This window comes from Paractinoplanes globisporus DSM 43857, from assembly GCF_000379645.1.
Taxonomy (GTDB): Bacteria; Actinomycetota; Actinomycetes; order Mycobacteriales; family Micromonosporaceae; genus Actinoplanes; species Actinoplanes globisporus.
The window spans coordinates 1-23,834 of the sequence record NZ_KB903323.1 but is presented as its reverse complement, the minus strand read 5'-3'; the positions used below and the strand labels follow the sequence as shown (position 1 = coordinate 23,834).

The window sequence follows — 23,834 nt, the reverse complement described above, 5'->3', positions numbered from 1 at the left end:
CCTGAACGGGCGATGAGTTCCCGGAAACGCTTCGAATCAGGCGGTGTCGCGGTCACATGCCCGATGCATTCCGGGCGTAGGCTTGCCAGTGGTCTGAATTACAACCTCTTTGGGAGTTGCCTCGTGACCGCCGGTCGCCCCCCGCGAGTGCTCGTCGACGCCACCAGCGTCCCCGCTGATCGGGGAGGCGTCGGCAGATACGTCGACGGCCTTCTCGGCGCCCTCGGCCGGATGGATTCCGACCGGGTCGACCTGGCCGTCGTGGCACAGCGTTCGGATGCGGAGCGTTACAGCCGCATGCTCGGTGACGCCGAGGTGATCGCCGGGCCCGCCGCCGTCGCGCACCGGCCCGCCCGGCTCGCCTGGGAGCAGACCGGGCTGCCGCTGCTGGCTCAGCAGGTCGGCGCCAAGGTGCTGCACTCGCCGTTCTACACCTGCCCGCTGCGGGCCGGCTGCCCGGTGACCGTGACCGTGCACGACGCCACGTTCTTCACCGAGCCGGAGCACTACGACAACACCAAGCGCACCTTCTTCCGCAGCGCGATCAAGACGTCGCTGCGCCGGGCCGCCCGGGTGATCGTGCCGAGCAAGGCGACCCGCGACGAGCTCATCCGCCTGCTCGACGCCGACCCGACCCGCATCGACGTGGCCTACCACGGCGTCGACCCGGCCGCCTTCCACGCCCCGACCGAGGAGGAGAAGGCTCGCGTCCGCGCCCGCCTCGGCCTCGGCGACTCGGGCTACGTGGCCTTCCTCGGCGCCAAGGAACCGCGGAAGAACGTGCCCAACCTGATCCGCGGCTGGGCCCGCGCGGTGGCCGACTGGCCGCACCCGCCGGCGCTGGTGCTCGCCGGCGGCCAGGGCCACGACGACGAGATCGACCGCGCGGTCGCCGAGGTCCCGTCCCACCTGCGCCTGCTGCGCCCGGGCTATCTGCGCTACGCCGACCTGCCCGGTTTCCTCGGCGGCGCCCTGGTGGCCTGCTACCCGTCGTTCGGCGAGGGCTTCGGGCTGCCGATCCTCGAGGCGATGGCCTGCGCCACGCCGGTGCTGACCACGCCGCGGCTGTCCCTGCCCGAGGTCGGCGGCGACGCGGTGGCGTACACGACGGAGGACCCCGACCGCATCGCCTCCGATCTGGCCGATCTGCTGCACGACGAGCAGCGCCGCCTGACCTTGGCGAAAGCCGGCTTCGACCGGGCCAAAGAGTTCACCTGGGCGTCCAGCGCGGACGTACATGTCACGACGTGGAAACGAGTCGCGGCCGCGTGAGCCACTACACTCTGTGCGCATGACTGAGCATTGGGGTGCGCTGTACGGCGTCGTGCTGGCCGGCGGCACCGGGACACGTCTCTGGCCGCTCTCCCGAGCCGGCCACCCGAAGTTCCTGCACCCGCTGACCGGCACCGACCGGTCTCTGCTGCAGGCCACTGTCGACCGTCTCGACCTGCTCGCTCCGTCCGAACGGATCTTCGTGGTGACCGGGGTGGCCCACGCCGCGGCCGTCTCCCGCCAGCTCTCCACCGTCCCCGACGAGAACGTGCTGGTCGAGCCGTCCCCCCGGGACTCCTGCGCGGCGATCGCGCTGGCCGCCGCGGTCATCGCCCGCCGCGATCCCGAGGCGATGATGGGCTCGTTCGCCTCCGACCACCTGATCGCCGACAAGGCGCAGTTCACCGAGGTCATCCAGCAGGCGATCGCCGGCGCCCGGCAGGGACTGCTGATGACCCTGGGCATCACCCCGACCCGCCCCGAGACCGGGTACGGCTATCTCGAGTGCGGGTCGGCGATCGGGGACGGCCCGGTCATGGCGGTCGAGGAGTTCAAGGAGAAGCCGTCGTACGACGTGGCCGAGAGCTACGTGAAATCCGGCAACTACCTGTGGAACGCCGGCATGTTCGTCTGGCGGGTCGACGTTTTCCTCTCCGAGCTGTCCCGCCAGCAGCCGCAGCTCGCGGCCGGCATCTCCCGGATCGCCCAGGCCTGGGACTCGCCGGCCCGCGAGGAGGTGCTCGGCGAGGTGTGGCCGACGCTGCCGCGCATCTCGGTCGACTACGCGGTGATGGAGGGCGCGGCCACGGTGGGCCGGGTCGGCACGGTCCCCGGCGACTTCGGCTGGAACGACGTGGGCGACTTCCACACGCTCGGCGAGGTGCTCGCCTCCGACCAGGCCGGCAACGTGGTCGTGGGTCACAACGACGACTCGAAGCCGGGCGTGCTGCTGCACGAGACCGAGGGCCTCGTGGTCGTGCCGACGACCGGTCGGCTGGTGGCCGCGATGGGCGTCCGCGATCTGGTCATCGTGGACACCCCCGACGCCGTGCTGGTCTGCCCGCGCGACCGGGCGCAGGAGGTCAAGCAGCTGGTCGACCAGCTCAAGGACTCGGGCGAGCTGAGCTACATCTGACGACCGCTTCGTCACCCGTTCGCGGTCGATTAGCACAAATGATCGAGAAATGTAGTATCGTCACCGCATGGCTTCCCCATCGCCGGAGCTCACGCCACGCCAGCAGCAGATCCTCACGATGATCCGCCAGTGGGTCGACCAGCACGGTTACCCGCCCACCATGCGCGAGATCGCGGCCGCGGTCGGCCTGGCCTCGCCGTCCTCGGTCGCCCACCAGCTCACGGTCCTCGAGGAGCGAGGCCATCTGCGGCGCGACGCCCGCGGCTCCCGCGCGGTCGCGCTCGCCGACGACAAGGGCGGCCGATCAGACACCGACATCCGCATCCCGGTGCTCGGCGCGATCGCCGCCGGCACCCCGATCCTGGCCGAGGAGCAGGTCGAGGACGAGCTGACCCTCTCCCAGAGCCTGGTCGGTCACGGCACGCTCTTCGCCCTCCGCGTCCAGGGCGACTCGATGATCGACGCCGCCATCTGCGACGGTGACCTGGTCATCGTCCGCCAGCAGCCCTCGGCGGACAGCGGCGACATCGTGGCCGCGCTGATCGGCGAGGAGGCCACGGTCAAGGTCCTGCGCACCGACGGCCGCCGGGTCGAGCTGGTCCCCCGCAACCCGTCCTACGACGTGATCCCCGGCAACGACGCCGTCATTCTCGGCAAGGTGGTCACGGTCATCCGTCACATCTAGATTTACAAACCGTACGTACGTCTTGTTAAATCGCCGGTATGAGCCGGCGAAGCATCCGGGTGCTCTCCGTTGCCACGCTCGTCAACGCCTTCGGCAACGGGGCCTACCTGGCCACCAGCGTGACCTACCTGACCCGCATCGCCGGGCTGTCCCCGAGTGCGATGGCCGTGGGCCTCAGCGTCGGCGCGGCCGCCGGCATCGTCGCGATGACCCCGCTGGGCTACGTCGCCGATCGCTACGGCCCGAAACGGCTGCAGATCCTCGGCCTGCTCGTGCTGGCCGGGGCCTACGCGGCGCTGATCGACGTGCGGACGCCGGGCGCGTTCGCCGCCGTGTCCTGCGTGATCGCGGTGGCGATGGCCCTCTCCAAGAGCGCGAACGGCGCCCTGGCCGCCGGCGCCGTCCCGGCCGCCGAGCGCCTGCACGCGCGGGCCTACCTGCGCTCCGCGATCAACCTCGGGATCGGGCTCGGCACGCTGGCCGGGAGCATTCCGCTGGTCGTGCACACCGCCGGGGCGTACGCGTGGATCCTGGTGTTGAATGTCGGGTCTTTCCTGGTGGCCGCGGTCGTGATCGCGGCCGGCGTCCCGGAGGTTGCCCGGCAGCAGGCCCCCGAGAGCGGGCCGCGGCTGATCGCCCTGCGGGACCGGCCATTCCTCGCGTTCGCGGCGCTCGACGGGCTGCTGACCAGCACCTTCAATGATCTGCTCAGCATCGGGCTGCCGCTGTGGCTGGTCGCGCGCACGCACGCGCCCCTCTGGCTGATCTCCGCGGCGCTGGTCGTGAACACCGCCGGCTGCGTGTTGCTGCAGGTGCGGGCCGCCCGCGGGATCGACGGCGTGCCGGCCGGCGCCCGCATCGCCCGGCACGGCGCCGCGCTCATCGGCGTGGCCTGTGTCCTCTTCGGACTGACCGCGGGGCTGCCGAGCTGGGCGGTCGGCCTGATCGTGCTGCTGGCCGCGGTCGTGCACGTGCTCGGCGAGCTGTGGCTGTCGACCGGCAGCTGGGCGATCGTCTTCGGCCTGGCTCCGGAGACGGCGCAGGGGCAGTACCAGGGCACCTACTTCGCGGGGCGGCAGGCCGGCGACATGATCGCACCGCTCCTGATCACCTTCTGCGTGCTCGGACTGCACACCGCGGGCTGGTTCGCGCTGGCGGTGCTCTTCGTGATCGGCGGGCGCGCGTACCGCCCGATCGTCGCGGGCGGACGGCTCGTGAACGTTGCCTGAATCCTCGGCGCGACGGATCGGCCACCGCCCGTAGTGGATCGATAATGCTCAGGCGTTGTCGGTACGGAGGCGATCATCGAAATCGGGTGGAGCGTAGCGCTCGCGACCCTGGGTGTGCTGGTGCCCGTTGTCGCGGCGCTCTACGAATTCGTGGTCAAGGGACGTAAGCGTCTCGGCTATCGGGTCCAGATGGACACGACGGCGACGAATGTGGTCGAGACCGACGATCCGGGCGTCTTCGATCAGCTGCGCGAGCCGCTCGTCGATCCCACGCTGGTGCTGCTGCGGATCGAGAACAACGGGCAGACCCACATCGACGAGGACGACTACGCGGTCCTGCACGAGAAGAAGGCCGGGGTCACGATCACCTTCCCGGACCGCAAGGTCGTCGGCATGGTCGTGACCGAGCTCAGCGACGACGGCATGCGCTCCGCCTTCGAGGACGGCGGCGGACTCGCCGTACAGAAGAATCGCATTTTGCTGCCGAAGGTGCCGATGAACCGCGGCGCCCACTACAAGGTGCTGGCCGCGCTCGACACCGACGACGGCAAGCGGGACTTCTACGCTCCGCCCAAGGTCGCCTGCACGATCAAGGGCGGCGTCACCGGAGGCAAGATCCAGGAGACGCGCAGCCGCATGGGCACGCCAAAGCGCGTGATCGCCCTGATCGGCTTCCTCGTCGCCATCGTCATCGCGCAACTGGTCGTCTTCACTCAGAGCAACAACGGCGCGCCTCTCGACTGCGCGAGCGGTCACGTCAACGTGACCGGCTCGACGGCGTTCGCCCCGATCGTCCAGGAGGCGGCGAAGTCCTATCAGGACCTCTGCCCGGGCGCGACGTTCGCCTTCGACATGCGCGGCAGCGGCGAGGGCCTGCAGTTCCTCGACCAGGCCGGACGCGACGGCAAGGCGGACGGGCAGCTCACCTTCTCGGACGGGGAGAAGCCTTCGGGGATGCCCGCGCTGCTGCCCCGGCCGATCGCGTTCGTGCTGTTCACGCTGGTGGTCAACGGCGACACCGGCGTCTCCGACCTGACCATCGACCAGATCAAGCAGATCTACCAGGGCAAGATCAGTAACTGGCAGGAGATCGGCGGCAAGAACCTCCCGATCCGCCTGATCAGCCGCAATCCCGGCTCCGGCACCCGCAACGCGTTCCAGCGCCGCATCCTCGGCGGCATCCGCGAGCCGGGCACGAACTCCGACGACTGCCACAATCGCGACCCCGGCTCGCCGCTCGGCGTGGTCCGCTGCGCCCGCGACTCGACCGACGCCGTCCTACGCACCGTGGCCGACGTCCCCGGTGCGATGGGTTACAGCGAGCTCGGCGCGGCCACGGACCGTAAGGGCCTCACGGCGATCCACATCGACGGACACCCGGCCACCGTCGTCGAGGCCGACCACGGAACGTATCCGTTCTGGGAGACCGAGTTCGGCTACACCGTCGGCGAGCCGCGCGCGAACTCCCTGGCCGCGAGCTTCCTGCGCTACCTGACCAACCAGGTCGGCGCCGACATCATCCGCTCACACGGTGACCGTCCGTGCGCCGAGCTCGCCAATCCGCAGCTCTGCCGACCCACATAACCCCTTTGCCCGTACGAGTGCACGAGGAGTACCGGCTTCACAGGGACCGGCTGGGTGCGTGGCCGGGCTCCTCGCCCGGCCGCCGGGCTGTCCCGCGTGGTTCAGCGTCCGTCCCCTAGCTCATCGCCAGCTTGAATAGGTCGGCCAGGGCGAACGGGGCCGACGACGCCGGCAATGTCGGCTGCCAATCGGGCTCGAGGGCCAGGTAGCTCTCCGGGTCGGCGCGCAGCAGTCCGATGAGGACCTCGGCGACGATGCGGCCGCCGACCGGGCCGAGGCGGTCGCCGCCGGAGCCGAGGTGCTCGGCCTCCTTGAGGATGTAGAACCACAACGGCGTGCCGTGCGGCCAGCTCTGCCCGAGCTGGTCGGGGGCGAGCGCGGGCACCCTCATCAGCGCGGCGACGGCCTCGCCGCTGGGCAGCCGGGTGCTCTCGCCGCGGAGTAGGTCACGCACCGCCAGCGAGCGATAGGCGTCGGCGTCGACCGCGCCGGTCACCTGCTCGGGCAGGCCGATGAGGCTGCCGGCCAGCCGGCCGTCGAGGCGCTTGGCCCGCTGCGCCGGCGGGTGGCCGGGCACGTCGAAAATCTGCGTCAGGTCGAGCCGACGGTCGGCCGGCAGCGGCCCGAACCCGACCAGGTCCGGGAAGAGCGGCACCGCCGGACCGCCCGCGACCAGCCGGTACGTATGCCGGATCTGGCCGTGCCCGTACCGGTAGGCCGCGTCCGCGAACTCCAGCGGGATGTACGCCTCGCCCAGTTTCGGCGCGAACCAGCGCCCGCCCTCGGCGAGCACCTCCTCGACCAGCTCGGGGCCGACCAGCCGGGGCAGGAAGTCGTGCACGGCGATCCACTGGTAGTGCCAGGTCAGCGTGGTTCGCGCCCGGTCGAAGACCTCCGCCTCGGGAACGCCGCTCTCCCGCAGCCGATCGACGATGTGGTTGTGCGCCCGCAGCAGCGCCACGTGCAGGCTCAGCGAGAACAGGTGCACGTCGTTGCGCGGGTCGCCGATCAGCGCCACGCCCTGCTGGTTGCGCGGCACGTCCCCGCCGTCGGGCCCGAGCAGGAACTTCGCCGGGTCGTGGAGGTCGAACAGGTACGGCGACCCGACCGGCCCGTCGGAGTAGAGCATCTCCAGGTTGAGCTTCGGCGCCCGGGCGTTGCGCAGCGCCGCCGGATCGGTGCCGCCCCCGATCGCCGACCGGTCGGCGGTGATGTCGTGCGCGATTATCTGCCCGAAGAACGGCCAGCCGGCCGCCTCGGTCGCGTCGTCCACACCGGGCGCCAGCTGGTCGAGCACGGCGGCCGCGTCGCAGATCCCGCCGGTGCCGCCGGCCCGCATCAGCAGGTGCGGATCGGTGCCGAGCGGCTCGAGCCCGGCGAACATCCGGCCGTACCGGGCCGTCCCCGTCGGCCGGTCCACCGACCGTACCGGGCTGAGGCAGTGGTCCCTGGCCGCCAGGTAACTTCCGTGCGCCGCGCTGTCACCGGTCGAGATCGTCATCGTTCCTCCGAGCTGGGCCGCCGATGGGGCCGACCCTACGCAGACAAGACCGGGCCGGTCCCCCGTTTGTGACCGCCGTCCTGTCACCGCGGGCGTCTCTGACCGCCCTCGACGGTCACTCCCAGGAGAGCATCGGCGCCGGCCGGGCGAAGTGGTAGCCCTGGCCGTGGTCGCAGCCGAGGGCCCGCAGCAGGTCCTCCTGCTCGGCGGTCTCGATGCCCTCGGCGGTCACCGTCTTGCCCAGGCTGTGGCACAGGGCGATGGTGTGGCGCAGCATCTCGGAGGCGGCCGGACCGCCCGCGTCGGCCATGAACTCGGCCGCCAGCTTGACGTTCGACACCGGGAGCCAGGAGAGCGTGGCGAGGCTCGAGTAACCGGTGCCGAAGTCGTCCAGCGCCAGCCGTACGCCGAGGTCGGTCAGCTGACGCAGGGTCGCGTACCGCTGCTCGAGGGCCATGCTCTCGGTGATCTCGAGCTGAAGGTTGCCGGCGGGCAGGCCCGCCCGATGCAGGATGTCGGCCACGTCGGCCGGCAGCGTGGGCTCGCTGAGCTGCAGCGGTGACAGGTTGACGCTGATCAGCAGGTCGTGGCCGGCCCGCCGCCACGCCGCGCCCTGGCGGCACGCCTGCTCGAGCATGATGCGGCCCAGCCGGCGGATCAGGCCGGTGCGCTCGGCGAGAGTGATGAAGTCGCCCGGTCCGAGCGGTGGGCCGCCGCCGGGTCGCTGCCAGCGAGCCAGGGCCTCGACCCCGATGACCGTACGGTCGGTGAGGCGGTAGAGCGGCTGGTAGTAAGCGAGGAACTCGCCGTTGTCCAGGGCCGACGGCAGCGCGGCGGCCAGGTGGTGGCGCCGGCGGTCGGCCTCGGCGCGGCACGGGTCGTACACGGCGTGCTCGTGGTGCCCCTGGCGCGCCCAGCCGAGCGCGAGGCGGGCGTCGCGGAGCCAGTGGGCGCCGGAGGCGGGACCCTCGACGATGCCGGCGGTGACGTCGACCCGCAGCGAGTGGCCACCGAGCGGGAACGGCGCGTGCAGGGCGCGACGGGCCTGGTCGGCCACCTTGATCACGTCGTCGGGCCCGGTGGTGTCGTCGGCCACGAGCGCGAACTGATCGTCGCCGAGGTGGGCCAGGAAGAGGCCGGCCAGCTGCCCCAGCCGCTGTCCGATCGCGACGAGCAGGCTGTCGGCGTTGTCCTGCCCGAGGCTGTCGGCCAGCTCCGGGAAATGGTCGATGCTGAGCAGGCAGAGGCCGCGCCGCTCCGCACCGGGCGCGGCGAGGTGCTGGCGCAGCTGCTGCTGGTTGGGCAGGCCGGTCACCGGGTCTTCCAGGAGCCGTCGCTGCAGATCGGTCTGCACCCGGCGCCAGTGGATCTTTTCGGAACGGTTCATCTGCTCGGCGGCGCTGACCGCGGCGTCGCGCTGGGCCGCCACGAAGCCGGTCGTGACGTGCTCGAGCAGCTCGAGGACCCGGGCGCGCACAGTCACCGGATCGCCCTCGACCAGCGGCGGGAGCCGCTCGGCGAGCAGCCGCACGGTGATGCCGATCACCGGCGGCGCGGACATGCGCAGGTCGACCAGCTCGGCGCCGATGCGGTCACCGGCGGCCGGATCGAACGGCTCGGCGCGCGCCGCGGCGATCAGCTCCTCGAGCAGATCCCGCAGGGCGGCGCGGGCGCGGGCGCGCACCCCGGGGACGAAGCCGACGCGGGTGATGCCGCGCAGCCACTCCCCCGTGAGATCCATGGACTTCCTTCCGCGCGTCGATGTGACCGGCCGCCGAATTATGCCCATTCATTTGCGCTGCGGGCCATTCTTGCTCGGATGGCCCGACTGCGCTAAACGTCAAGATCGCTACGCTTCGTCACCCATCCGTGCAAGTTGCACGCACCGCCAGTGACCACAGTGCACCAGCCGGAAGAAACGGCATTCCACTCAGCGCTTGCGGGCCACCGCCACCAGCGCGGTCGGCTGCGGCGATTCGTCCGCCTCGTCCGGGTCGGGATGCCAGTAGGTCGCGCTCACCACGCCCGGCGCCACCAACTCGAAATCGGCGGGGAAGAGCGCCTCCACCGCCTCCGGATCGCGGATGATCACCGGCGTCGGCGTCCGCTCGTAGAGCTTGCGGACCTGCTCCTGCAAGGCACGCCCCTCCGGCGTCGCGTCCGGCCCGGCGTGCGACATGACCAGGAAGCTCCCCGACACCATCGCGTCGCCCAGCCGCTTCAGAATGCCCGCCGGATCGGCCGCATCGGGCACGAAGTGCAGAACGGCGACGGTCAGCACCGCGACCGGCTCGGAGAAGTCAAGCAGCCGCAGCACGTCGGGGTGGTACAGAATGCCCTCCGGGTCGCGCAGGTCACCCTCGATCACCCGGGCGTACGGGTTGCCCTCCAGCAGGCTGCGACTCTGCTGCACCGCGATCGGATCGATGTCGACATACATCACGCGGGCGTCGGGATTGGCCTCCTGCGCGACCTCATGCACGTTGCCCAGGGTCGGGATGCCCGACCCGATGTCGAGGAACTGCCGCACCCCGGCGTCGGCCAGCCAGCGCACCGCCCGCCCGAGAAACGCCCGATTCGCCCGCGCCACCAGTCCCGCGCCGGGAAACGCCTCCTCGGCCCGGTGCCAGAACTCCCGGTCGACAGCGAAGTTGTGCACGCCGCCCAACGCGTAGTCGTAGACCCGCGAGGCGTCCGGCACGGTGATGTCGACGCCCTCCGGCACCCATCCGTATGTCTCGCTCACGACCCCTCCCCCGTGTTCGGTGATCAACCCCGACCATTCAAGTCCCTGGATGACCGGAAGGCCACCCCGGGGCAGCCCACACCCCGGCGGGTCGCGGACCAGGGAAGCACCCTGGCTCGATCGGCGCCGATCTGCGCGACAGTTGAGGCATGGACGACTCGTACCGGTACCCCTCGGCCGGAATCACCACGCGGGACCAGAGCCACACGCTGTTCGCCCAGACGATGGGCTTCGTCGCGGGAACCGCGGCATTCTTCGCGCTCGGCGCCTACCTCGGCCGCGATTTCGGCGGTGGGGCGGCCATTCTGTTCTACATCCTGTCGTTCGCGGCGCTGTTCGGGATGCAGTTCGCGTCGCGGCGGTCGCGGGAGCTCACGATCGGACTGCTCGCGCTGTTCGGCCTGTTCATCGGGCTCGCGGTCGCGCCGACCCTGTCCTACTACGCCGAGCAGGACCCGCAGGCGCTGTGGCAGGCGGGCGGGGCGACGGCCCTGTTCATCGCGGGATTCGGGGCGGCCGGCTACGCGACCCGGCGGGACCTCTCGGCGCTCGCCCGCATCGCCTTCTGGGCGCTGGTGGCGCTGATCGGCTTCGGCATCGTGCTGATCTTCGTGAACATCCCGAACGGGGCGCTGATCTACTCGGTCCTCGGCCTGGTCATCTTCGCGGCGCTCACGATGATCGACTTCCAGCGCCTGCGCCGCAACACCGACGTCCAGTCGGCGCCACTGCTGGCCGCCTCGATCTTCCTGGACATCCTCAACGTCTTCCTGTTCTTCCTGCAGATCTTCAGCCGCGGCGGCGACGACCGGTGACATAGGGCCTGCCCTGGTCCCGGTACGCCTACGTGATCTTCCCTTCGCGACGCAACCTCGCGGACGGCCCAGCCGTCAGGGGCGCAGCACCGCCCGAAGGGACAGTCACTTGGCCAACCGTGTGCATCTGTGGATCGCCGCCACGCTTGCGGCTCTGAGCGTGGCGGCCTGCGGGCCGGGCGTCGTCACCGCTTCCCCGGCGCCCCCGCCCTCGCCCCGGCCCTCAGCTTCTCCGGCTTCGAAAAAACCACGACCCACGCCCGTACGCGTCACCTACCCCGCGCGCGGCCACCAGGACTGGACGATCGCCCCCGCCCAGAGCGGCCAGCCGTTGGGCCAGGCCGGGCGGCTGATGCGGTATCGCGTCGCCGTCGAGAAGGACATCAAGGGTCTGCCCGCTCCGGTCTTCGCCCAGGCCGTGGCCACCACGCTGGGCGATCCCCGGGGGTGGACCGCCGGCGGGCGCTGGCGATTTCTCCGGGTCGGCCCGGGGCAGCACGCCGACTTCACGGTCTACCTGGCCACGCCCGGCACCCGGGACCGGCTCTGCGACGACAACGGCGACGGCTACACGTCCTGCCGCAACGGCGCCAGCGTGGTGCTCAACGTCGCGCGGTGGGTCAAGGGGGTGCCGTTCTTCGCCTCCGCGGGGCTGGCCACCTACCGCGCGTACATGGTCAACCATGAGGTGGGTCATCGCCTCGGCAACGGCCACCAGCTCTGCCCCGGGAACGGCAAGCCGGCCCCGGTGATGGAGCAGCAGACCCTGGGACTGCACGGGTGCCGTCCGAACCCGTGGCCGTACCCGGACGGTCGCCTGTACGCCGGCCGGTCCGGGCAGTACGGCGACCACGCTCCGGGCCGCGATTACGGGATTCTGGCCACGCCCACGTAGCACATCGCGTCGGCCACGCTGGTCTTCGGCGGGTTCGCCGGGTTGGGGCGCCACTCGACGCTCGAGACCAGGCCCGGTTCCTCGATCGGCAGGCCGTCGAGGAAGCGCTCGATCTCGTCCTTCGTGCGGGCTCGGTACGCGCCGTGCTTGCCGGTCGCCAGCAGCCGGGCCATCGCCCGCCGGGTCTCGTCGGACAGGGTGTCGGCCGTGCCGTGCACGATCACCACGTAACTGCCGGGCGCCAGCGCGTCCCGCAGCTCGCGCATCGACGCGTACGCCCGATCGTCGTCCTCGATCAGATGCAGGACGCTGCAGAGCAGCAGCGCGACCGGCTCGCTCAGATCCAGCACGGTCTTGACCTGGTCGCCGGCCAGCAGCTCGGCGGGGTGGAGCAGGTCGCCGTCCTGGAACTCGGCCCGGCCCTCCCGCGTGCTCCGGACCGTCCCCCGGTGATGGACCGCGACCAGCGGATCGTTGTCGACGTAGACGACCCGGGTGGCCGGGTCGATCCGCTGGGCGACCTCGTGCACGTCGGGGGAGAACGGCTGGCCGGCCCCGATGTCGAGGATCTGCCGCACGCCGCACTCGCCGACCAGGTACCGGACGACCCGCATGACCGCGGCCCGGCCCTCCCGGGCGGCATCGATCAGGTTCGGCAGGACGGTCAGCACCGTCTTTGTCGATTCCCGCTCGACGCCGGTGTGATCCTTCCCGCCGACCCACTGGTTGTAGCGGCGAGAGGTGTTCAGCGCGCTGACGTCAGGGCCCTGCGACATGGCGTCCACTGTAGTCAGTAACCGTACGGTTACGCGGACCGCATACCCCGCGCCGGGTCCCCCGCACGGTGGCTTCCGCCGATCCATTGAATATGATGCGCTCGATCACGGAGGTCGCATTCGATGGAAGGCGGATCAATGAGCGGTCCCGACTCTGACCTGCAGAAGCGGTTGAACGTCGAACAGCCGCACAGCGCCCGGATCTGGAATTACCTTCTCGGCGGGAAGGACAATTTCGAATCCGACCGGGCCGCCGCCGACGCCGTGCTCGCCCAGATGCCCGAAATCCGCGTTTTCGCGCTCGCCGGCCGCGAGTTCCTGGCCCGCGCGATCGGATTCCTCGCCGGCGAGGCGGGCATCCGGCAGTTCCTCGACATCGGGACCGGCCTGCCCACGGCGAACAACACGCACCAGCTCGCCCAGGGCATCGCCGCCAACTCGAAAATCGTCTACGTCGACAACGACCCGCTGGTCCTGGTGCACGCGCGGGCGCTGCTGACCAGCCACCCGGACGGGACGACCAACTACATCGACGCCGACGTCCGCGACCCCGAGAAGATCCTGCACGGCGCCGCGGAGGACCTCGACTTCACCCAGCCGATCGCCGTCATGATGATCGGCATCCTCGGCCACGTCCCCGACTCCGACAACCCCGCCGCGATCGTGCGCCGCATTGTCGACGCGCTCCCCTCCGGCAGCTACCTGGTGATCAACGACAGCATCACCACGCCGGTCAACGACAGCGCGGTCGAGACCGCTCAGAGCAAGGGCGCGAACTACCACCTGCGCACCGTCGAGCAGATCACCGCGTTCTTCGACGGCCTCGACTTGATCGACCCGGGCGTCGTCTCGACCCCGCTCTGGCGCCCGGCCCCCGGCGAGACCCCACAGGAGATAGCCGTCTACTGCGGCGTCGCCCGAAAGCCCTGATCAGTTGCGGCGGCGCCAAGCCCTGGCACGAGCGCACCACTGGCGTCCCCGCTCGAGCACGAGTGCGACTACTCAGGTTTCGTGGGTAGGTCGAGGGTGACTCCGCCCAGGCAGAGGTAGATAGCCTGCGCGAGCTCGACGGCGGCGACGATGGCGTCGGCGTGTTTCTCGATCCGGCGCACGAGGTTGGCGAACGCGGGCGTCGGCGGGATCGGTGGTCCAGTCGGTCGCGCAGCTGCTCTTTGAGTTCCCAGGTGCGCCAGAGGCGGTAGCGGTGGCGCCGCAGCAATGTCAGGATCTGGCGGTGCTGGTCGTCGAGGTTCTCCCGGCCGGCGCGGACGGCGAAACGGGCTCGGCGCCAGTCGCGGCGCTCGGGCATGCCCTTGCGGGATCTGCTCGCGGGTGACCGGCAGGTAGACGCTGCTGCCGTCGAGGCTGATCGCCTCGACCGCGGCGGCTCGCTCTTTGCCGACCCAAACCACGTTGCCAGCGTCGTGGTCGGCCACGATGGTCAGGAACTTGCGGCCGCGTTTGTAGGAGATTTCGTCCACGCCGATGCGGTAGCTGGTCGAGACGGGCGTCGTCGATGTGGGTCGACGACGACCCGGGTGACGATCGCGTCGACCGCTTCCCATGAGCAGCGCAGCAGCCGGGCGATGCTCGCCTTGTCCATGCGCTGCGCCAGCCACGCGGCGACGTTCTCGAAGTCGGTAATGTGCCGCGCGCTCGGCCGCGCCCACGGCACCTGCTCGGTGCGGACCCGGCAGCAGGACCGGCAGTCGATGCGGTGGATGTCGGCCTCCAGCCAGACTTGGCAGGCGCCGAAGTCCAAATGCCGCCACCGTCGGCGCGACGTGTTGTAACGGGCCATCATCGATGTCCTACACGGGCACACGAGGCGCCGACGGAGACGTGACATCGTTCGTCCTCGACGGCCGTCCGGCAGGTCAGTGTCCGAAGGCCCATGCCACCATCAGCGGAAACTCTTGCTGCCAAAACGCGTCGCCGTGCGAGCCGACCCGTTCGGTCAGGACAACGTCGCCGCCCGCATCGCGCAGGGCGCTCGCCCACCGGGTCGCGTTGTCGCGGAAGAACGGTTCCTTGGTGCCGGCGACGAGGTAGGTGCGCGGGAGTCTGCTGGGCAACGCGGCGGGTGGCTGGTACCCCGCACCGGGCGAGGCGCAGAAGACCGCGCCGTAGATGTCGGGATGACGAAGCCCCATGGCCAGGGCGAGCTCCGCACTGGCGGAGACACCGAAGGCCGCAGTTCGGTCGGCGGGCAGCTCGGTTCCCAAGCGGGTCGCCGCCCAACGGCGTACGTCCTCGACGAAGAATTTCTCGTGTGCCGCGAACCGTTGCGGGTCGAAGGTGAATGCGTCCGTGCTGCGGCCCGGCGAGTACTCGTGCAGCCGCAGCGTCTCATCCTCCAGCCGATGCGCGCCGATGATCATCGCGGGCGGTAGGTCGGCGGCCTCGAGAGCTTCTCCCCACGACGTGATCAACTGGCCGTCACCGGCGAAAACGATGGCCTCGGGCGCAGCCGCCGGGACGTAGGCGGTGACCTGCCGTCCGCCGTCGTACGTCAACACCTCGGTAACAAGCTCGCCTGCTGTGGACGACATCGCCATGGGCTCCTTGCGGACATGAGGTAGCTGCCGGCAACCCTAGGTGCCCAAGCTGGGTGTCAAAGCAGTACCACCGTCGCCGAAAGGCGTCCGGTACGACGGGAAGTCACATCGATCCCATCCTCAACCGAACTGCCATCGGCGTCTGGAATCCCTCATCGGGGCGCTGGACACCGAATTGATCCCGACACCCCGTGCTAGTCCTTCAGGAGCTGCCTCGCCATCACGATGCGCTGGACCTGGTTCGTACCCTCGTAGATCTGGGTGATTTTGGCGTCGCGCATCATGCGCTCGACCGGGTAGTCGCGGGTGTAGCCGTAGCCGCCGAGGAGCTGAACGGCGTCGGTCGTGATCTCCATGGCGGCGTCGGAGGCGAAGCACTTAGCGGCGGCGCCGAAGTAGGTCAAGTCGGCGTCGCCGCGCTCGCTCTTGGCGGCCGCGGCGTAGGTGAGCTGGCGGGCCGCCTCGAGTTTCATGCCCATGTCGGCCAGCATGAACTGGATGCCCTGGAAGTCAGCGATCGGCTTGCCGAACTGCTTGCGGTCCTTCACGTAGCCCTTCGCGAAGTCGAGCGCGCCCTGGGCGATGCCGATGGCCTGCGCGGCGATCGTCACGCGGGTGTGGTCGAGGGTCTTCATGGCGGTGGCGAAGCCGGTGCCCTCCTCGCCGATCATCCGGGAGGCGGGGATGCGTACGTTGTCGAAGTAGACCTCGCGGGTGGGCGAGCCCTTGATGCCGAGCTTCTTCTCTGGCGCCCCGAACGACACCCCTTCGTCCGACTTTTCCACGACAAATGCGGAAATGCCCCGGGAGCGAGCGGTCGGGTCGGTGGCGGCGAAGACGGTGTAGAACTCGGAGACGCCGGCGTTGGTGATCCAGCGCTTCACGCCGTTGAGCACCCAATGATCGCCGTCGCGGACGGCGCGGGTGGTCATCGAGGCGGCGTCGGAACCGGCCTCGGGCTCGGAGAGGCAGTACGAGAACATCGCCTCGCCGGACGCGACCCGGGGCAGATACTGCTGCTTGAGCTCCTCCGACGCCGACAGCAGCAATGGGAGGGTCCCGAGCTTGTTGACCGCGGGGATCAGCGACGACGAGGCGCAGGCGCGAGCCACCTCCTCGATCACGATCGCCGTGGCGAGCGCGTCGGCGCCGGCGCCCCCGTACTCGACGGGGATGTGCGGCGCGTGGAAGTCCGACGAGCGCAGCGCGTCGTACGAGGCCTTGGGGAACTCCGCCGTCTCGTCCGCCTCGGCGGCATGGGGCGCCACCCGCGCGTCACAGACCTCGCGCACCGCCGCGCGGATGGTCTCGTGGTCCTCCGGCAGCTGGTAGACGTCGAACTCAGACATGAGCGTTGGCCTTTCACCGAGACGAACCGAGACAAGGGAACAAGGGGACAGGGACAAGGAGCAGCCCTATGTTACTGGCAAGTAGTGCTCGCCCACCAGCGGCTCGATCGTTAAGCCGGTCGTGATGCTTCCCCGCCTGTCGTTCCTGGGTACCGGCTATCTGGGCGCCACGTACGCCATCTGTTTCGCGGAGCTCGGTTACGAGGTTATCGGCGTCGACGTCGACGCGGGCAAGATCGACACCTTGAACCAGGGCCGGGTGCCGTTCCACGAACCGGGCCTCGACGACCTGCTACGTCGCAATCTCGCCAAGGGGCGGCTGCACTTCAGCACGTCGTACGCGGACGCGGCGAACAAGGCCGACGTGCATTTCATCTGCGTGGGCACGCCGCAGCGCCCGGACGGCATGAGCGCCGATCTCACGTACGTGGAAAAGGCCGTCACGAACCTCGCACCGCTCCTGCGCCGCCGGGCCCTGATCGTCGGTAAGTCGACCGTGCCGGTGGGCACGGCCGCCTGGGTGGAGCAGCTGGTCGCCAAGCTCGCGGACCCCACGCTGGGCGTCGAGGTGGCCTGGTCGCCCGAGTTCCTGCAGGAGGGCTACGCGGTCGAGGACGTGCTGCGCCCGAACCGGATCGTCGCGGGCGTGCGCTCGGAGTGGGCCAACGAGACGCTGGCCGCCGCGCACAAGGGTGTGTTCGACCTGGCCGCCACCGAGGACCGCGACGTCCCGTTGGTGATCACCGACTTCGCCACGGCCGAGCTGGTGAAGGTGGCCGCGAACGCGTTCCTCGCCACCAAGATCAGCTTCATCAACGCGATGGCCGAGGTCTGCGATCTGGCCGGCGCCGACGTCACCCAGCTGGCTCGGGCGATCGGCTACGACCCGCGGATCGGCAACCGGTTCCTGCAGGCCGGGCTGGGCTTCGGCGGCGGCTGCCTGCCCAAGGACATCCGGGCGTTCCAGGCGCGGGCCCAGGAGCTGGGCGCGGGCGAGGCGCTGCGCTTCCTGCACGAGGTCGATCTGGTCAACACCCGGCGGCGGGGCCGGGTGCTCATTCTCGCGGCGGAGCTGCTGGACCGGCCGGTCGGCCCGGCCGGGCCGGACCTTTCCGGCACCCGGGTGGCGGTTCTGGGTGCGGCGTTCAAGCCCAATTCCGATGACGTACGCGACGCGCCGAGTCTCGCCGCCGCGGCGGCACTGGCCGCGGCCGGGGCACACGTACAGGTCTACGACCCCCAGGCCATGGAGAACGCCCGCCGAGCCCAGCCCTCCCTCACGTACGCGCCGACGATGGCCGCCGCCGTGAGTGGCGTGGCCCTGGTGGTGATCGCCACGGAGTGGGCCGAGTTCCGCAACGCCGACCCGGCGGTACTCGGCGAGCTCGTGGCCGCGCGCCGGGTCATCGACGGGCGGAACTGCCTGGACCCGGCCCAGTGGGCGCGCGCCGGGTGGACCTATCGGGGGATGGGTCGCCCGCCCGCGTGACATCGTCTGCGGCGTTTCGCGCCCGTTTCCATAGATCTCCGCCCGGGTGAGCCTGGTCTAATGAAGTGTCGTACCGGCATGCTCTAGTTGTCCCCGGCTGGGTTTGCCGATCTGGCCAGGACCGCCGGCAGGGGTCGAGGAGGTGCCGTGGCGCAGGCTGGACAGTCCGACAGCTACGACGAAGAGCTGGCCCGGATCGAGGCCTCGATCGCGGAACTGAAGATCCGCGATATGGCGGCCGCCAAGGAGCGCACGACCATCGCCTCCAAGATCCAGGCGGCACAGTTCCAGCGCGACATCCTCGCGCATGCGAACACCCAGTCAAAAGCCAAAAAAGCAGCAAAGGCCCGGAGGGTACGGAGGAAGCCCGCGGAGGACTTTCCGCCGCCTCCACCACCGACGGGTCACGTGGGTGACGCACCCCCGCCGCCGCCCGGTTCCGCCCCGTCGGCCGAGGCGCCCCCGCCGCCACCCGGGTCCCGGGCCGCCGACTCACCGCCGCCCCCGCCCGGCGCCCGGCCGGCCGCCACCGCCTCGTCCGGCCGTTCCCGTTCCCGCGCCCGCGCCACCGGGCCGCGCCCCGACTGGGCGCCGCCGGGATCGGCGCACACCGGTCCGCCCGGCGTCGCCACCGACGGCGTGACCGCTCTCGTCGACGACCCGCCGCCCACCGAGCGGGTCGGCCCGCCACCGACCCGGCGGGCCGGGTTCACCGGCGGCGAGCAGCACCCGCCCGAGGCCTCCACCCAGTCGGTGCAAAACATCCTGCTCGCCCTGGGCGCGCTGCTCATCGGCGTGGCCGCGGTGGTCTTCTCCGGCGTCGCGGTGAGCAACTCGCTGGCCCGCGCCGTCATCCTCGCCATCTTCACGGCGATCGCCCTGGGCGCCGCGCCCGGCATCGCCAAGCGCGGCCTGAGCTCGACCGCCGAGACCGTCGCCGCCGTCGGGCTGGCCCTGCTGCCGATGACGCTGTACGTGTTGCACGGCAGCACCCTGACCGGCGGCGACCGCGTCTCCCTGCCGCTCTACCTGGGCGTCACGTTCGCGATCACCTCGGTCGCCTCATTCCTGTACGCGACCGCCACCCGGCTCAGCGCGCCGCGGTATGCGACCGTCGTCGCCCTGCAGCCAGTTCCGCTCCTGTTGGCGTACCCATCGGTGCAGAGCCCGGCCGGCTGGGGCATGGCCTTGACCGTCGTGGCCGTGCTCGACCTGCTGCTGCTCACCACGGTGATCCGGCGGGGCCGCCTGGTGCCGCGCTGGCCGGTCGGCCGTCCGGTCGGGGCCGACCGCGAGACGCTCGCCGCCGCCGACGCGGGCACCGCCGACTACCTGCGGGCCAACCCGGCCGACCCGGCGGCGTACGCGGCCGGCAGCCCACCGCGCCCCGAGTCGCGGCCCGAGGAACCCGATCTGATCATCTCGGGGATGACCGGGCAGCGGCGGCGCTGGCTGCCCACTCGCATCTTCCCGGGCCCCCGCCCGGCCGGCGCCCCCGCCGCGGGCTCGGTCCCGCTCGCCCCGCCGGCCAGCCCGCCCTCGGCCGACTGGCTGCGCGAGCTCACGTTCGCCCTGCTCTGCGTGGCCAGCGCGGGCGCTTTGCTCTACTCGTCGGTGGCGCTGCTGCAGGCCCGGGTGGTGCCCGACGCGATGCGCTCGGGAATCGTGCTGGTGCTGGCGGCGCTGGCCGCGGTCGCCGCCGCCCACTTGCTCGACAACCTGCTCGCGCGGAACATCACCGGCGGCGTCCTCACGCTCGCGGTGATCGGCTCGGCGGCCCGTATAGCCGACGTGGTCTCGCCGCGCTGGACCCTGGTGGTGGCGGCGGCCGCGGTCGCGGTCACCGGCGCGATCGTCGGACTGCTGCCGGCGATGATCCGGGTCGGCCCCGAGATCGCCTCGGCCTGCGCCCTGGTGATCATCGGCGTCTTCCTGACCGTCGACGGCGTCCGGGCCGCGCTCGCGCCGCTGCAGGCCGCCCGCCCGGTCTGGCACGCCGACACGGCCGCCTACGCGCAAAAGATCGCCGAGGCGGCCGGTCCGTCCGGCTGGCTGCTGGCATTCGCCGCGCTGCTGCTCACCGTCGCGGCCGCGCTGGCGCTGCCGCGCACCTGGCGGCACGAGGGCGCCGTGATCGGCGCCGCGCTGACCGCGCTGGCCCTGCCCGCCTCGCTCGGCCTGCGCTGGTCGGAGGCGCCCTGGCCGCTGGTGCTGGCCGCGATCGCGATCGGCGCGGCGGGCCTGGCCTCGAGCACCCGCCGCATCGCCATCACGCACGTGGCCGCGGCCGGCACGGTCGGCCTGTTCGGCGCGGGCGCGGCGCTCAGCGCGTCCTGGCTGACCGCGGCCGTGCTCACCGCGCTGGCCGGGGCCGGCGTCATGATCGCCGTCGCGGCCCGGCAGATCCCGATCCGGCTGTACGCGTGGGTGGTCGGCGACTGGGCCTCCGGCGCCGCCGCGCTCGCCCTGCCCGGCGCGGTCGTCACCGGCGCGCTCGCGGTCTCCGACAAGGGTGGCGGCCCGCCGGCGACCGAGGCCGTCACCGTGCCCGCCCTGGCCGTCGGCTTCCTGGCCGTCGCCGCGACGCTCAGCTACGCGGCGGTCTTCCAGGTCGCGCGCCGCGAGATCAGCGTGCCGCTCACCGTGGGCACCGGCCTCGGCGCGGTCTCGCTGGCCCTGGCCGCGCTGCTCGCCCCCGGTGCGACCGCGCCCGACATCTGGGTGGGCGCGCTGCTGCTGGTCGCGGCCGGTCTGCTGTTCTTCGCCAAGTCCATCGACAACGGCCGCCGCAGCGACCGGGTGCTCGACGGCCCCGACATCGCGGCGGCCGCCGCCACGGTCGCGATCTGCGGCGCCCTGGCCCGGGTGTTCGCGCTCGCCTTCCCGGAAGCGCCGCTTGCCGTCGCGGGCGTGGTCGTGCTGATCGTCGCGCTCGGCGTCGCCGCCCTGCCCGACGACTGGCGGCGCGGGCCGGTGCGCGGTCTGGCCGCCGCCGGCATCGTGGTCGGCGCGATCGCGGGCTGGCAGGCGCTGGCCGGCGGTGTGCGGGTCATCGCGCTGCACGGACCGGTCTGGGCCGCCGACCTGACGCAGTATTCGACAACCCCCGAGCCCGGTGCCTGGCAGGCGCCGTTCACGCTGGTCGTCGTCGCGATCGCGGCCGGCTTCGCGGCGCCCCGCCCCTGGTCGTACGCGATCTCCGCGACCGCCGGTGCGCTCGCCGCGATCGGCACGCCGTACGCGATCGGGCTGCCCTGGTGGTCGCCCCTGCTCGTCGGCGGCGCGGTCGGTCTCGCGTACGCGATGGCCTCGATCGCCGCCACCGATCCGCGGGCCGCTCTCTGCCGTGCGGGAGCCGCGGCCGCTGTGCTGCTGCACGCGGCCGGCGCCGGCCTCGCCCGACCCTGGTCCACCGGCATGGCTCTGCTGATCATCACTGGGGTCGGCGCGCTCACCGCCGTGATGGCCCGCACCCCGGTCGCCTACACGATGGCCCCGGAGGACGCGCCACCACCGGGCACCGGCCGCTTCTGGTCCCCGGTCATCACCGAGGCCGACCTGGCCCGCGACGACACCGGCATGCCGCGCCACCGCGCTCAGATCGGCGGCGCGGCCACCGGCTCGGTGCTGCTGGCGCTGCCCGGCGTCCTGGCCGCGCTCGCCGCCGACCAGGGCAGCAACGCCCAGGTCGTGCTGACCGCGGCGCTGGCCGCGTCGAGCCTCAGCCTGGCCGTGCTCGCGCTGATCGGCCGCTGGATCCCGCAGTACCTGCCGTGGGCGACGGTCGGCCTGGTGCTCGGCGCGACCGTGACCGCGTTCGCGTCGATCCCCACGCCGTTCTCGACGGCCCTGTACGCGGCCGCGGCCGCCCTGCTCGGTGTCGTGGCCGAGCTGCTGCGCGGCGCGACGCCCGCGCCCGGCCTGACGGTCGCCCGCAGCCGCTCCTGGTCCGGCCGTGAGTCGGCCCGCTGGACGAGCCTGCGCCCGAGCGGGCTGAGCGGTCGCTGGATGGTCGACCCGGCCACGAGCGCCGTCGTGCTGGCGCTGGTCCCGACGATCCTGGCCATCTTCTCGATCGCGCCGGCGCTCAAGGCCGCGCTGATCGACCCGCTGCAGCAGGTGAAACACATCTGGGACGGCCCGATCGCGGCCCTGGCCCAGCCGGCGTCCAGCTCGGTCGACATCACCAGCGTCCTGGCCATCGTCCTGCTCACCGGCGCCGCGGCGCTGGCCGCGATCGGCTTCGGCGGCAAGGCGTCCGAGTCGGTCCCGGTCATCCTGCCCGGCCTGGCCATCACCCTGCTGATCGCCCCGATCGCGCTGCACGCGCCGTTCCCCGCGGCCACGTCGGCGGGCCTGATCGTCTTCACCATCGTCATGCTGGGCCTTGCCCTCACCCCGCCCCCGGTCGCCACCCGCGCACCATTGATCCGGGCCACCCGCACGATCGTCTTCGTGATCGGCCTGGCCGCCGGCAACGCAGGCCTGGCCGGCAGTCTCGCCGAGCAGTCGCTGACGCTGTTCACGCTCGGCTCCGCGGTCGGCGTCGGCCTGGTCGCCGCGCTGGCCGGCCGTACCCAGCTGGCCCGCATCCTGGGCTGGCTGTTCGCCGCCGTGATGGCCCAGCTGTTCGTCCTGGCCGCCGCGATCGCCGGCGGCGTGGCCCGCCCGTGGGCCGCCTTCGGCGTGCTGGCCGTGGGCGCCGCCCTGCTCATCATCGAGGCCACCGTCCCGCGCCTCGGCCTCCCGCAGTACCGCGCCGAGGCCACCACGGTCGAGTGGGCGGGCTACACATCCGCCGTCCTGGCCGGCGCCCTCGCCTACGACGCACCGGCCCACCTGGCCGCCCTGCTGGCCGCGTGGGGCGCCGTGCTGGGCCTGGCGGCGTCTCGCAGCGGCCGCTCCCCCGGCAACCGCCGCCTGCTGTTCTGGCTGGCCGTCGGCTTCGAGATCGTCGGCTGGTGGCTGTTCATCGCCCTGGCCGACGTAGCCTTGCCCGAGGCCTACACGCTGCCCTTCGCCGCGATGGCCCTGGCCGTCGGCGTGGTCGAGTCCCGCACCCGCACCGACCTGAGCAGCTGGGCCGCCTACGGCCCCGCCCTGCTGGCCGCCTTCGTCCCCACGATCGGCATAGTCCTGGCCGGCAACGGCGGCGACCTACGCGAGGTCCTCCTCCTCCTGGCCGCCGTAGCCACCCTCATCGTCGGCTCGACCTACCGCCAACAGGCCCCGGTTGTGGTCGGCGCCGTAGCCACCGCCTTCGCCGCCATCCACTTCGCCGTAACGCTGGTCGGCCCATGGCTGGTCCTGCTCCCGCTCGGCATAGTCCTGCTCATCTTCGGCGCCACCAACGAAAACCGCCGCCGAACCCGAGAGGGCCTACGCGACGCCCTGGTCCGCCTCCGCTGATTCCAACCACCCGCCTCCCGACTGGCGCTCCCCGCCCACCCGCGCACCCACCGCCGCCGCTCCGCCCACACCCATCTCCGCCGCTCCACCCGCCGGTGCTCATCGCCGCCACGCCCCACCAGCGCTCCACCGACCCGCGCCCACCGCCGCCACACCCACCGCCGCCACACCCACCGCCGCCACACCCACCGCCGCCACACCCACCGCCGCCACACCCACCGCCGCCACGCCCCCACGCCCACCGGCGCTCCGACGGCCCGCGCTCCCGCCGATGCTCTGCCCACCTGCGTTCCGCCCAGCCCCCTCGCTTCCGACGGATAAAAGGGAAATATCCGGATGAGGCCGGATCACTCGGCGCAGCCGAAGTAGGCGGCGGCCCCGGACCTCTGGG

Annotated in this window: 18 protein-coding genes; 10 read left to right on the top strand and 8 right to left on the bottom strand. The window is 71.6% G+C overall.

Translation table 11 applies throughout. The annotated features are described in order from the left end of the window. The first annotated feature begins 123 nt into the window (after nucleotides 1-123). The 5 genes from A3CQ_RS0135090 to A3CQ_RS0135070 all read left to right on the top strand — a co-directional run bounded on the left by A3CQ_RS0135090 (nucleotide 124) and on the right by A3CQ_RS0135070 (nucleotide 5,905). On the top strand, nucleotides 124-1,272 hold the full coding sequence (locus A3CQ_RS0135090; RefSeq protein WP_026206552.1) for a glycosyltransferase family 4 protein: 1,149 nt from the start codon (nucleotides 124-126) through the stop codon (nucleotides 1,270-1,272). 19 nt (nucleotides 1,273-1,291) lie between these two features. Then, entirely contained in the window at nucleotides 1,292-2,407 is a 1,116-nt protein-coding gene (locus A3CQ_RS0135085) for a mannose-1-phosphate guanylyltransferase (RefSeq protein WP_040433606.1), read from the top strand. A gap of 67 nt (nucleotides 2,408-2,474) precedes the next feature. Continuing rightward, complete coding sequence (lexA, locus tag A3CQ_RS0135080) at nucleotides 2,475-3,092, top strand: transcriptional repressor LexA (protein WP_020515630.1); 618 nt, start codon at nucleotides 2,475-2,477, stop codon at nucleotides 3,090-3,092. A gap of 38 nt (nucleotides 3,093-3,130) precedes the next feature. Next, the gene (locus A3CQ_RS0135075) at nucleotides 3,131-4,321 is read left to right on the top strand and encodes an MFS transporter (RefSeq protein ID WP_020515629.1); all 1,191 of its coding nucleotides are present in this window, start codon (nucleotides 3,131-3,133) and stop codon (nucleotides 4,319-4,321) included. A gap of 120 nt (nucleotides 4,322-4,441) precedes the next feature. Next, nucleotides 4,442-5,905: a PstS family phosphate ABC transporter substrate-binding protein gene (locus A3CQ_RS0135070; RefSeq protein WP_211216736.1), complete on the top strand. Its 1,464-nt coding sequence runs from the start codon at nucleotides 4,442-4,444 to the stop codon at nucleotides 5,903-5,905. Nucleotides 5,906-6,020: 115 nt separating this feature from the next. Here the strand turns inward: A3CQ_RS0135070 and A3CQ_RS0135065 are convergent, their stop codons facing one another. The 3 genes from A3CQ_RS0135065 to A3CQ_RS0135055 all read right to left on the bottom strand — a co-directional run bounded on the left by A3CQ_RS0135065 (nucleotide 6,021) and on the right by A3CQ_RS0135055 (nucleotide 10,152). Continuing rightward, a complete protein-coding gene (locus tag A3CQ_RS0135065) occupies nucleotides 6,021-7,406 on the bottom strand; it encodes a peroxidase family protein (protein ID WP_020515627.1) in 1,386 nt (461 codons plus the stop codon). A gap of 115 nt (nucleotides 7,407-7,521) precedes the next feature. Further along, nucleotides 7,522-9,147 carry a putative bifunctional diguanylate cyclase/phosphodiesterase gene (locus tag A3CQ_RS0135060; RefSeq protein WP_020515626.1) on the bottom strand — a complete coding sequence of 542 codons (1,626 nt, stop codon included), beginning with the start codon at nucleotides 9,145-9,147 and terminating at the stop codon, nucleotides 7,522-7,524. 189 nt (nucleotides 9,148-9,336) lie between these two features. Then, nucleotides 9,337-10,152 carry an SAM-dependent methyltransferase gene (locus A3CQ_RS0135055; RefSeq protein WP_020515625.1) on the bottom strand — a complete coding sequence of 272 codons (816 nt, stop codon included), beginning with the start codon at nucleotides 10,150-10,152 and terminating at the stop codon, nucleotides 9,337-9,339. A 149-nt stretch (nucleotides 10,153-10,301) separates the two neighbouring features. On the opposite strand from A3CQ_RS0135055, the gene A3CQ_RS0135050 reads away from it, so the two are divergent. Next, a complete protein-coding gene (locus A3CQ_RS0135050) occupies nucleotides 10,302-10,967 on the top strand; it encodes a Bax inhibitor-1/YccA family protein (RefSeq protein ID WP_020515624.1) in 666 nt (221 codons plus the stop codon). 109 nt (nucleotides 10,968-11,076) lie between these two features. Further along, nucleotides 11,077-11,862 carry a DUF3152 domain-containing protein gene (locus A3CQ_RS0135045; RefSeq protein WP_084699366.1) on the top strand — a complete coding sequence of 262 codons (786 nt, stop codon included), beginning with the start codon at nucleotides 11,077-11,079 and terminating at the stop codon, nucleotides 11,860-11,862. On the opposite strand, the gene A3CQ_RS0135040 is transcribed toward A3CQ_RS0135045, so the two are convergent. Then, nucleotides 11,835-12,638: an SAM-dependent methyltransferase gene (locus A3CQ_RS0135040; RefSeq protein WP_020515622.1), complete on the bottom strand. Its 804-nt coding sequence runs from the start codon at nucleotides 12,636-12,638 to the stop codon at nucleotides 11,835-11,837. The genes A3CQ_RS0135045 and A3CQ_RS0135040 overlap by 28 nt on opposite strands. A 138-nt stretch (nucleotides 12,639-12,776) precedes the next feature. Here A3CQ_RS0135040 and A3CQ_RS0135035 point away from each other — a divergent pair, with 138 nt between their 5' ends. Then, nucleotides 12,777-13,568, top strand: a complete 792-nt coding sequence (locus A3CQ_RS0135035) for an SAM-dependent methyltransferase (protein ID WP_020515621.1) — start codon at nucleotides 12,777-12,779, stop codon at nucleotides 13,566-13,568. 68 nt (nucleotides 13,569-13,636) lie between these two features. On the opposite strand, the gene A3CQ_RS61250 is transcribed toward A3CQ_RS0135035, so the two are convergent. The 4 genes from A3CQ_RS61250 to A3CQ_RS0135010 form a co-directional block, all read right to left on the bottom strand. Beyond that, nucleotides 13,637-14,119: a hypothetical protein gene (locus A3CQ_RS61250; protein ID WP_169516334.1), complete on the bottom strand. Its 483-nt coding sequence runs from the start codon at nucleotides 14,117-14,119 to the stop codon at nucleotides 13,637-13,639. Beyond that, nucleotides 14,080-14,442: a helix-turn-helix domain-containing protein gene (locus A3CQ_RS59615; protein ID WP_169516333.1), complete on the bottom strand. Its 363-nt coding sequence runs from the start codon at nucleotides 14,440-14,442 to the stop codon at nucleotides 14,080-14,082. Before A3CQ_RS59615 ends, A3CQ_RS61250 begins: the two co-directional genes overlap by 40 nt. Before the next feature lie 73 nt (nucleotides 14,443-14,515). Continuing rightward, a complete protein-coding gene (locus tag A3CQ_RS0135015; protein ID WP_026206550.1) occupies nucleotides 14,516-15,190 on the bottom strand; it encodes an alpha/beta hydrolase-fold protein in 675 nt (224 codons plus the stop codon). A gap of 200 nt (nucleotides 15,191-15,390) precedes the next feature. After that, a complete protein-coding gene (locus A3CQ_RS0135010) occupies nucleotides 15,391-16,545 on the bottom strand; it encodes an acyl-CoA dehydrogenase family protein (RefSeq protein WP_020515616.1) in 1,155 nt (384 codons plus the stop codon). Nucleotides 16,546-16,669: 124 nt separating this feature from the next. Between A3CQ_RS0135010 and A3CQ_RS0135005 the strand changes: the two genes are divergently transcribed. Both A3CQ_RS0135005 and A3CQ_RS0135000 read left to right on the top strand, forming a co-directional pair. Further along, nucleotides 16,670-18,034, top strand: a complete 1,365-nt coding sequence (locus A3CQ_RS0135005; protein ID WP_020515615.1) for a UDP-glucose dehydrogenase family protein — start codon at nucleotides 16,670-16,672, stop codon at nucleotides 18,032-18,034. 147 nt (nucleotides 18,035-18,181) lie between these two features. After that, complete coding sequence (locus tag A3CQ_RS0135000) at nucleotides 18,182-23,443, top strand: SCO7613 C-terminal domain-containing membrane protein (RefSeq protein ID WP_020515614.1); 5,262 nt, start codon at nucleotides 18,182-18,184, stop codon at nucleotides 23,441-23,443. Nucleotides 23,444-23,834: the final 391 nt, after the last annotated feature.

What these genes read in the sequence shown, in the direction of transcription:
- A3CQ_RS0135065 (WP_020515627.1), bottom strand. Translation starts at nt 7,406, where the DNA reads ATGACGATCTCGACCGGTGACAGCGCGGCGCACGGAAGTTACCTGGCG.
- A3CQ_RS0135015 (WP_026206550.1), bottom strand. Translation starts at nt 15,190, where the DNA reads ATGTCGTCCACAGCAGGCGAGCTTGTTACCGAGGTGTTGACGTACGAC.
- A3CQ_RS0135005 (WP_020515615.1), top strand. Translation starts at nt 16,670, where the DNA reads ATGCTTCCCCGCCTGTCGTTCCTGGGTACCGGCTATCTGGGCGCCACG.
- A3CQ_RS0135085 (WP_040433606.1), top strand. Translation starts at nt 1,292, where the DNA reads ATGACTGAGCATTGGGGTGCGCTGTACGGCGTCGTGCTGGCCGGCGGC.
- A3CQ_RS59615 (WP_169516333.1), bottom strand. Translation starts at nt 14,442, where the DNA reads ATGATGGCCCGTTACAACACGTCGCGCCGACGGTGGCGGCATTTGGAC.
- A3CQ_RS0135010 (WP_020515616.1), bottom strand. Translation starts at nt 16,545, where the DNA reads ATGTCTGAGTTCGACGTCTACCAGCTGCCGGAGGACCACGAGACCATC.
- A3CQ_RS0135035 (WP_020515621.1), top strand. Translation starts at nt 12,777, where the DNA reads ATGAGCGGTCCCGACTCTGACCTGCAGAAGCGGTTGAACGTCGAACAG.
- A3CQ_RS0135040 (WP_020515622.1), bottom strand. Translation starts at nt 12,638, where the DNA reads ATGTCGCAGGGCCCTGACGTCAGCGCGCTGAACACCTCTCGCCGCTAC.
- lexA (WP_020515630.1), top strand. Translation starts at nt 2,475, where the DNA reads ATGGCTTCCCCATCGCCGGAGCTCACGCCACGCCAGCAGCAGATCCTC.
- A3CQ_RS0135050 (WP_020515624.1), top strand. Translation starts at nt 10,302, where the DNA reads ATGGACGACTCGTACCGGTACCCCTCGGCCGGAATCACCACGCGGGAC.
- A3CQ_RS0135075 (WP_020515629.1), top strand. Translation starts at nt 3,131, where the DNA reads ATGAGCCGGCGAAGCATCCGGGTGCTCTCCGTTGCCACGCTCGTCAAC.
- A3CQ_RS0135060 (WP_020515626.1), bottom strand. Translation starts at nt 9,147, where the DNA reads ATGGATCTCACGGGGGAGTGGCTGCGCGGCATCACCCGCGTCGGCTTC.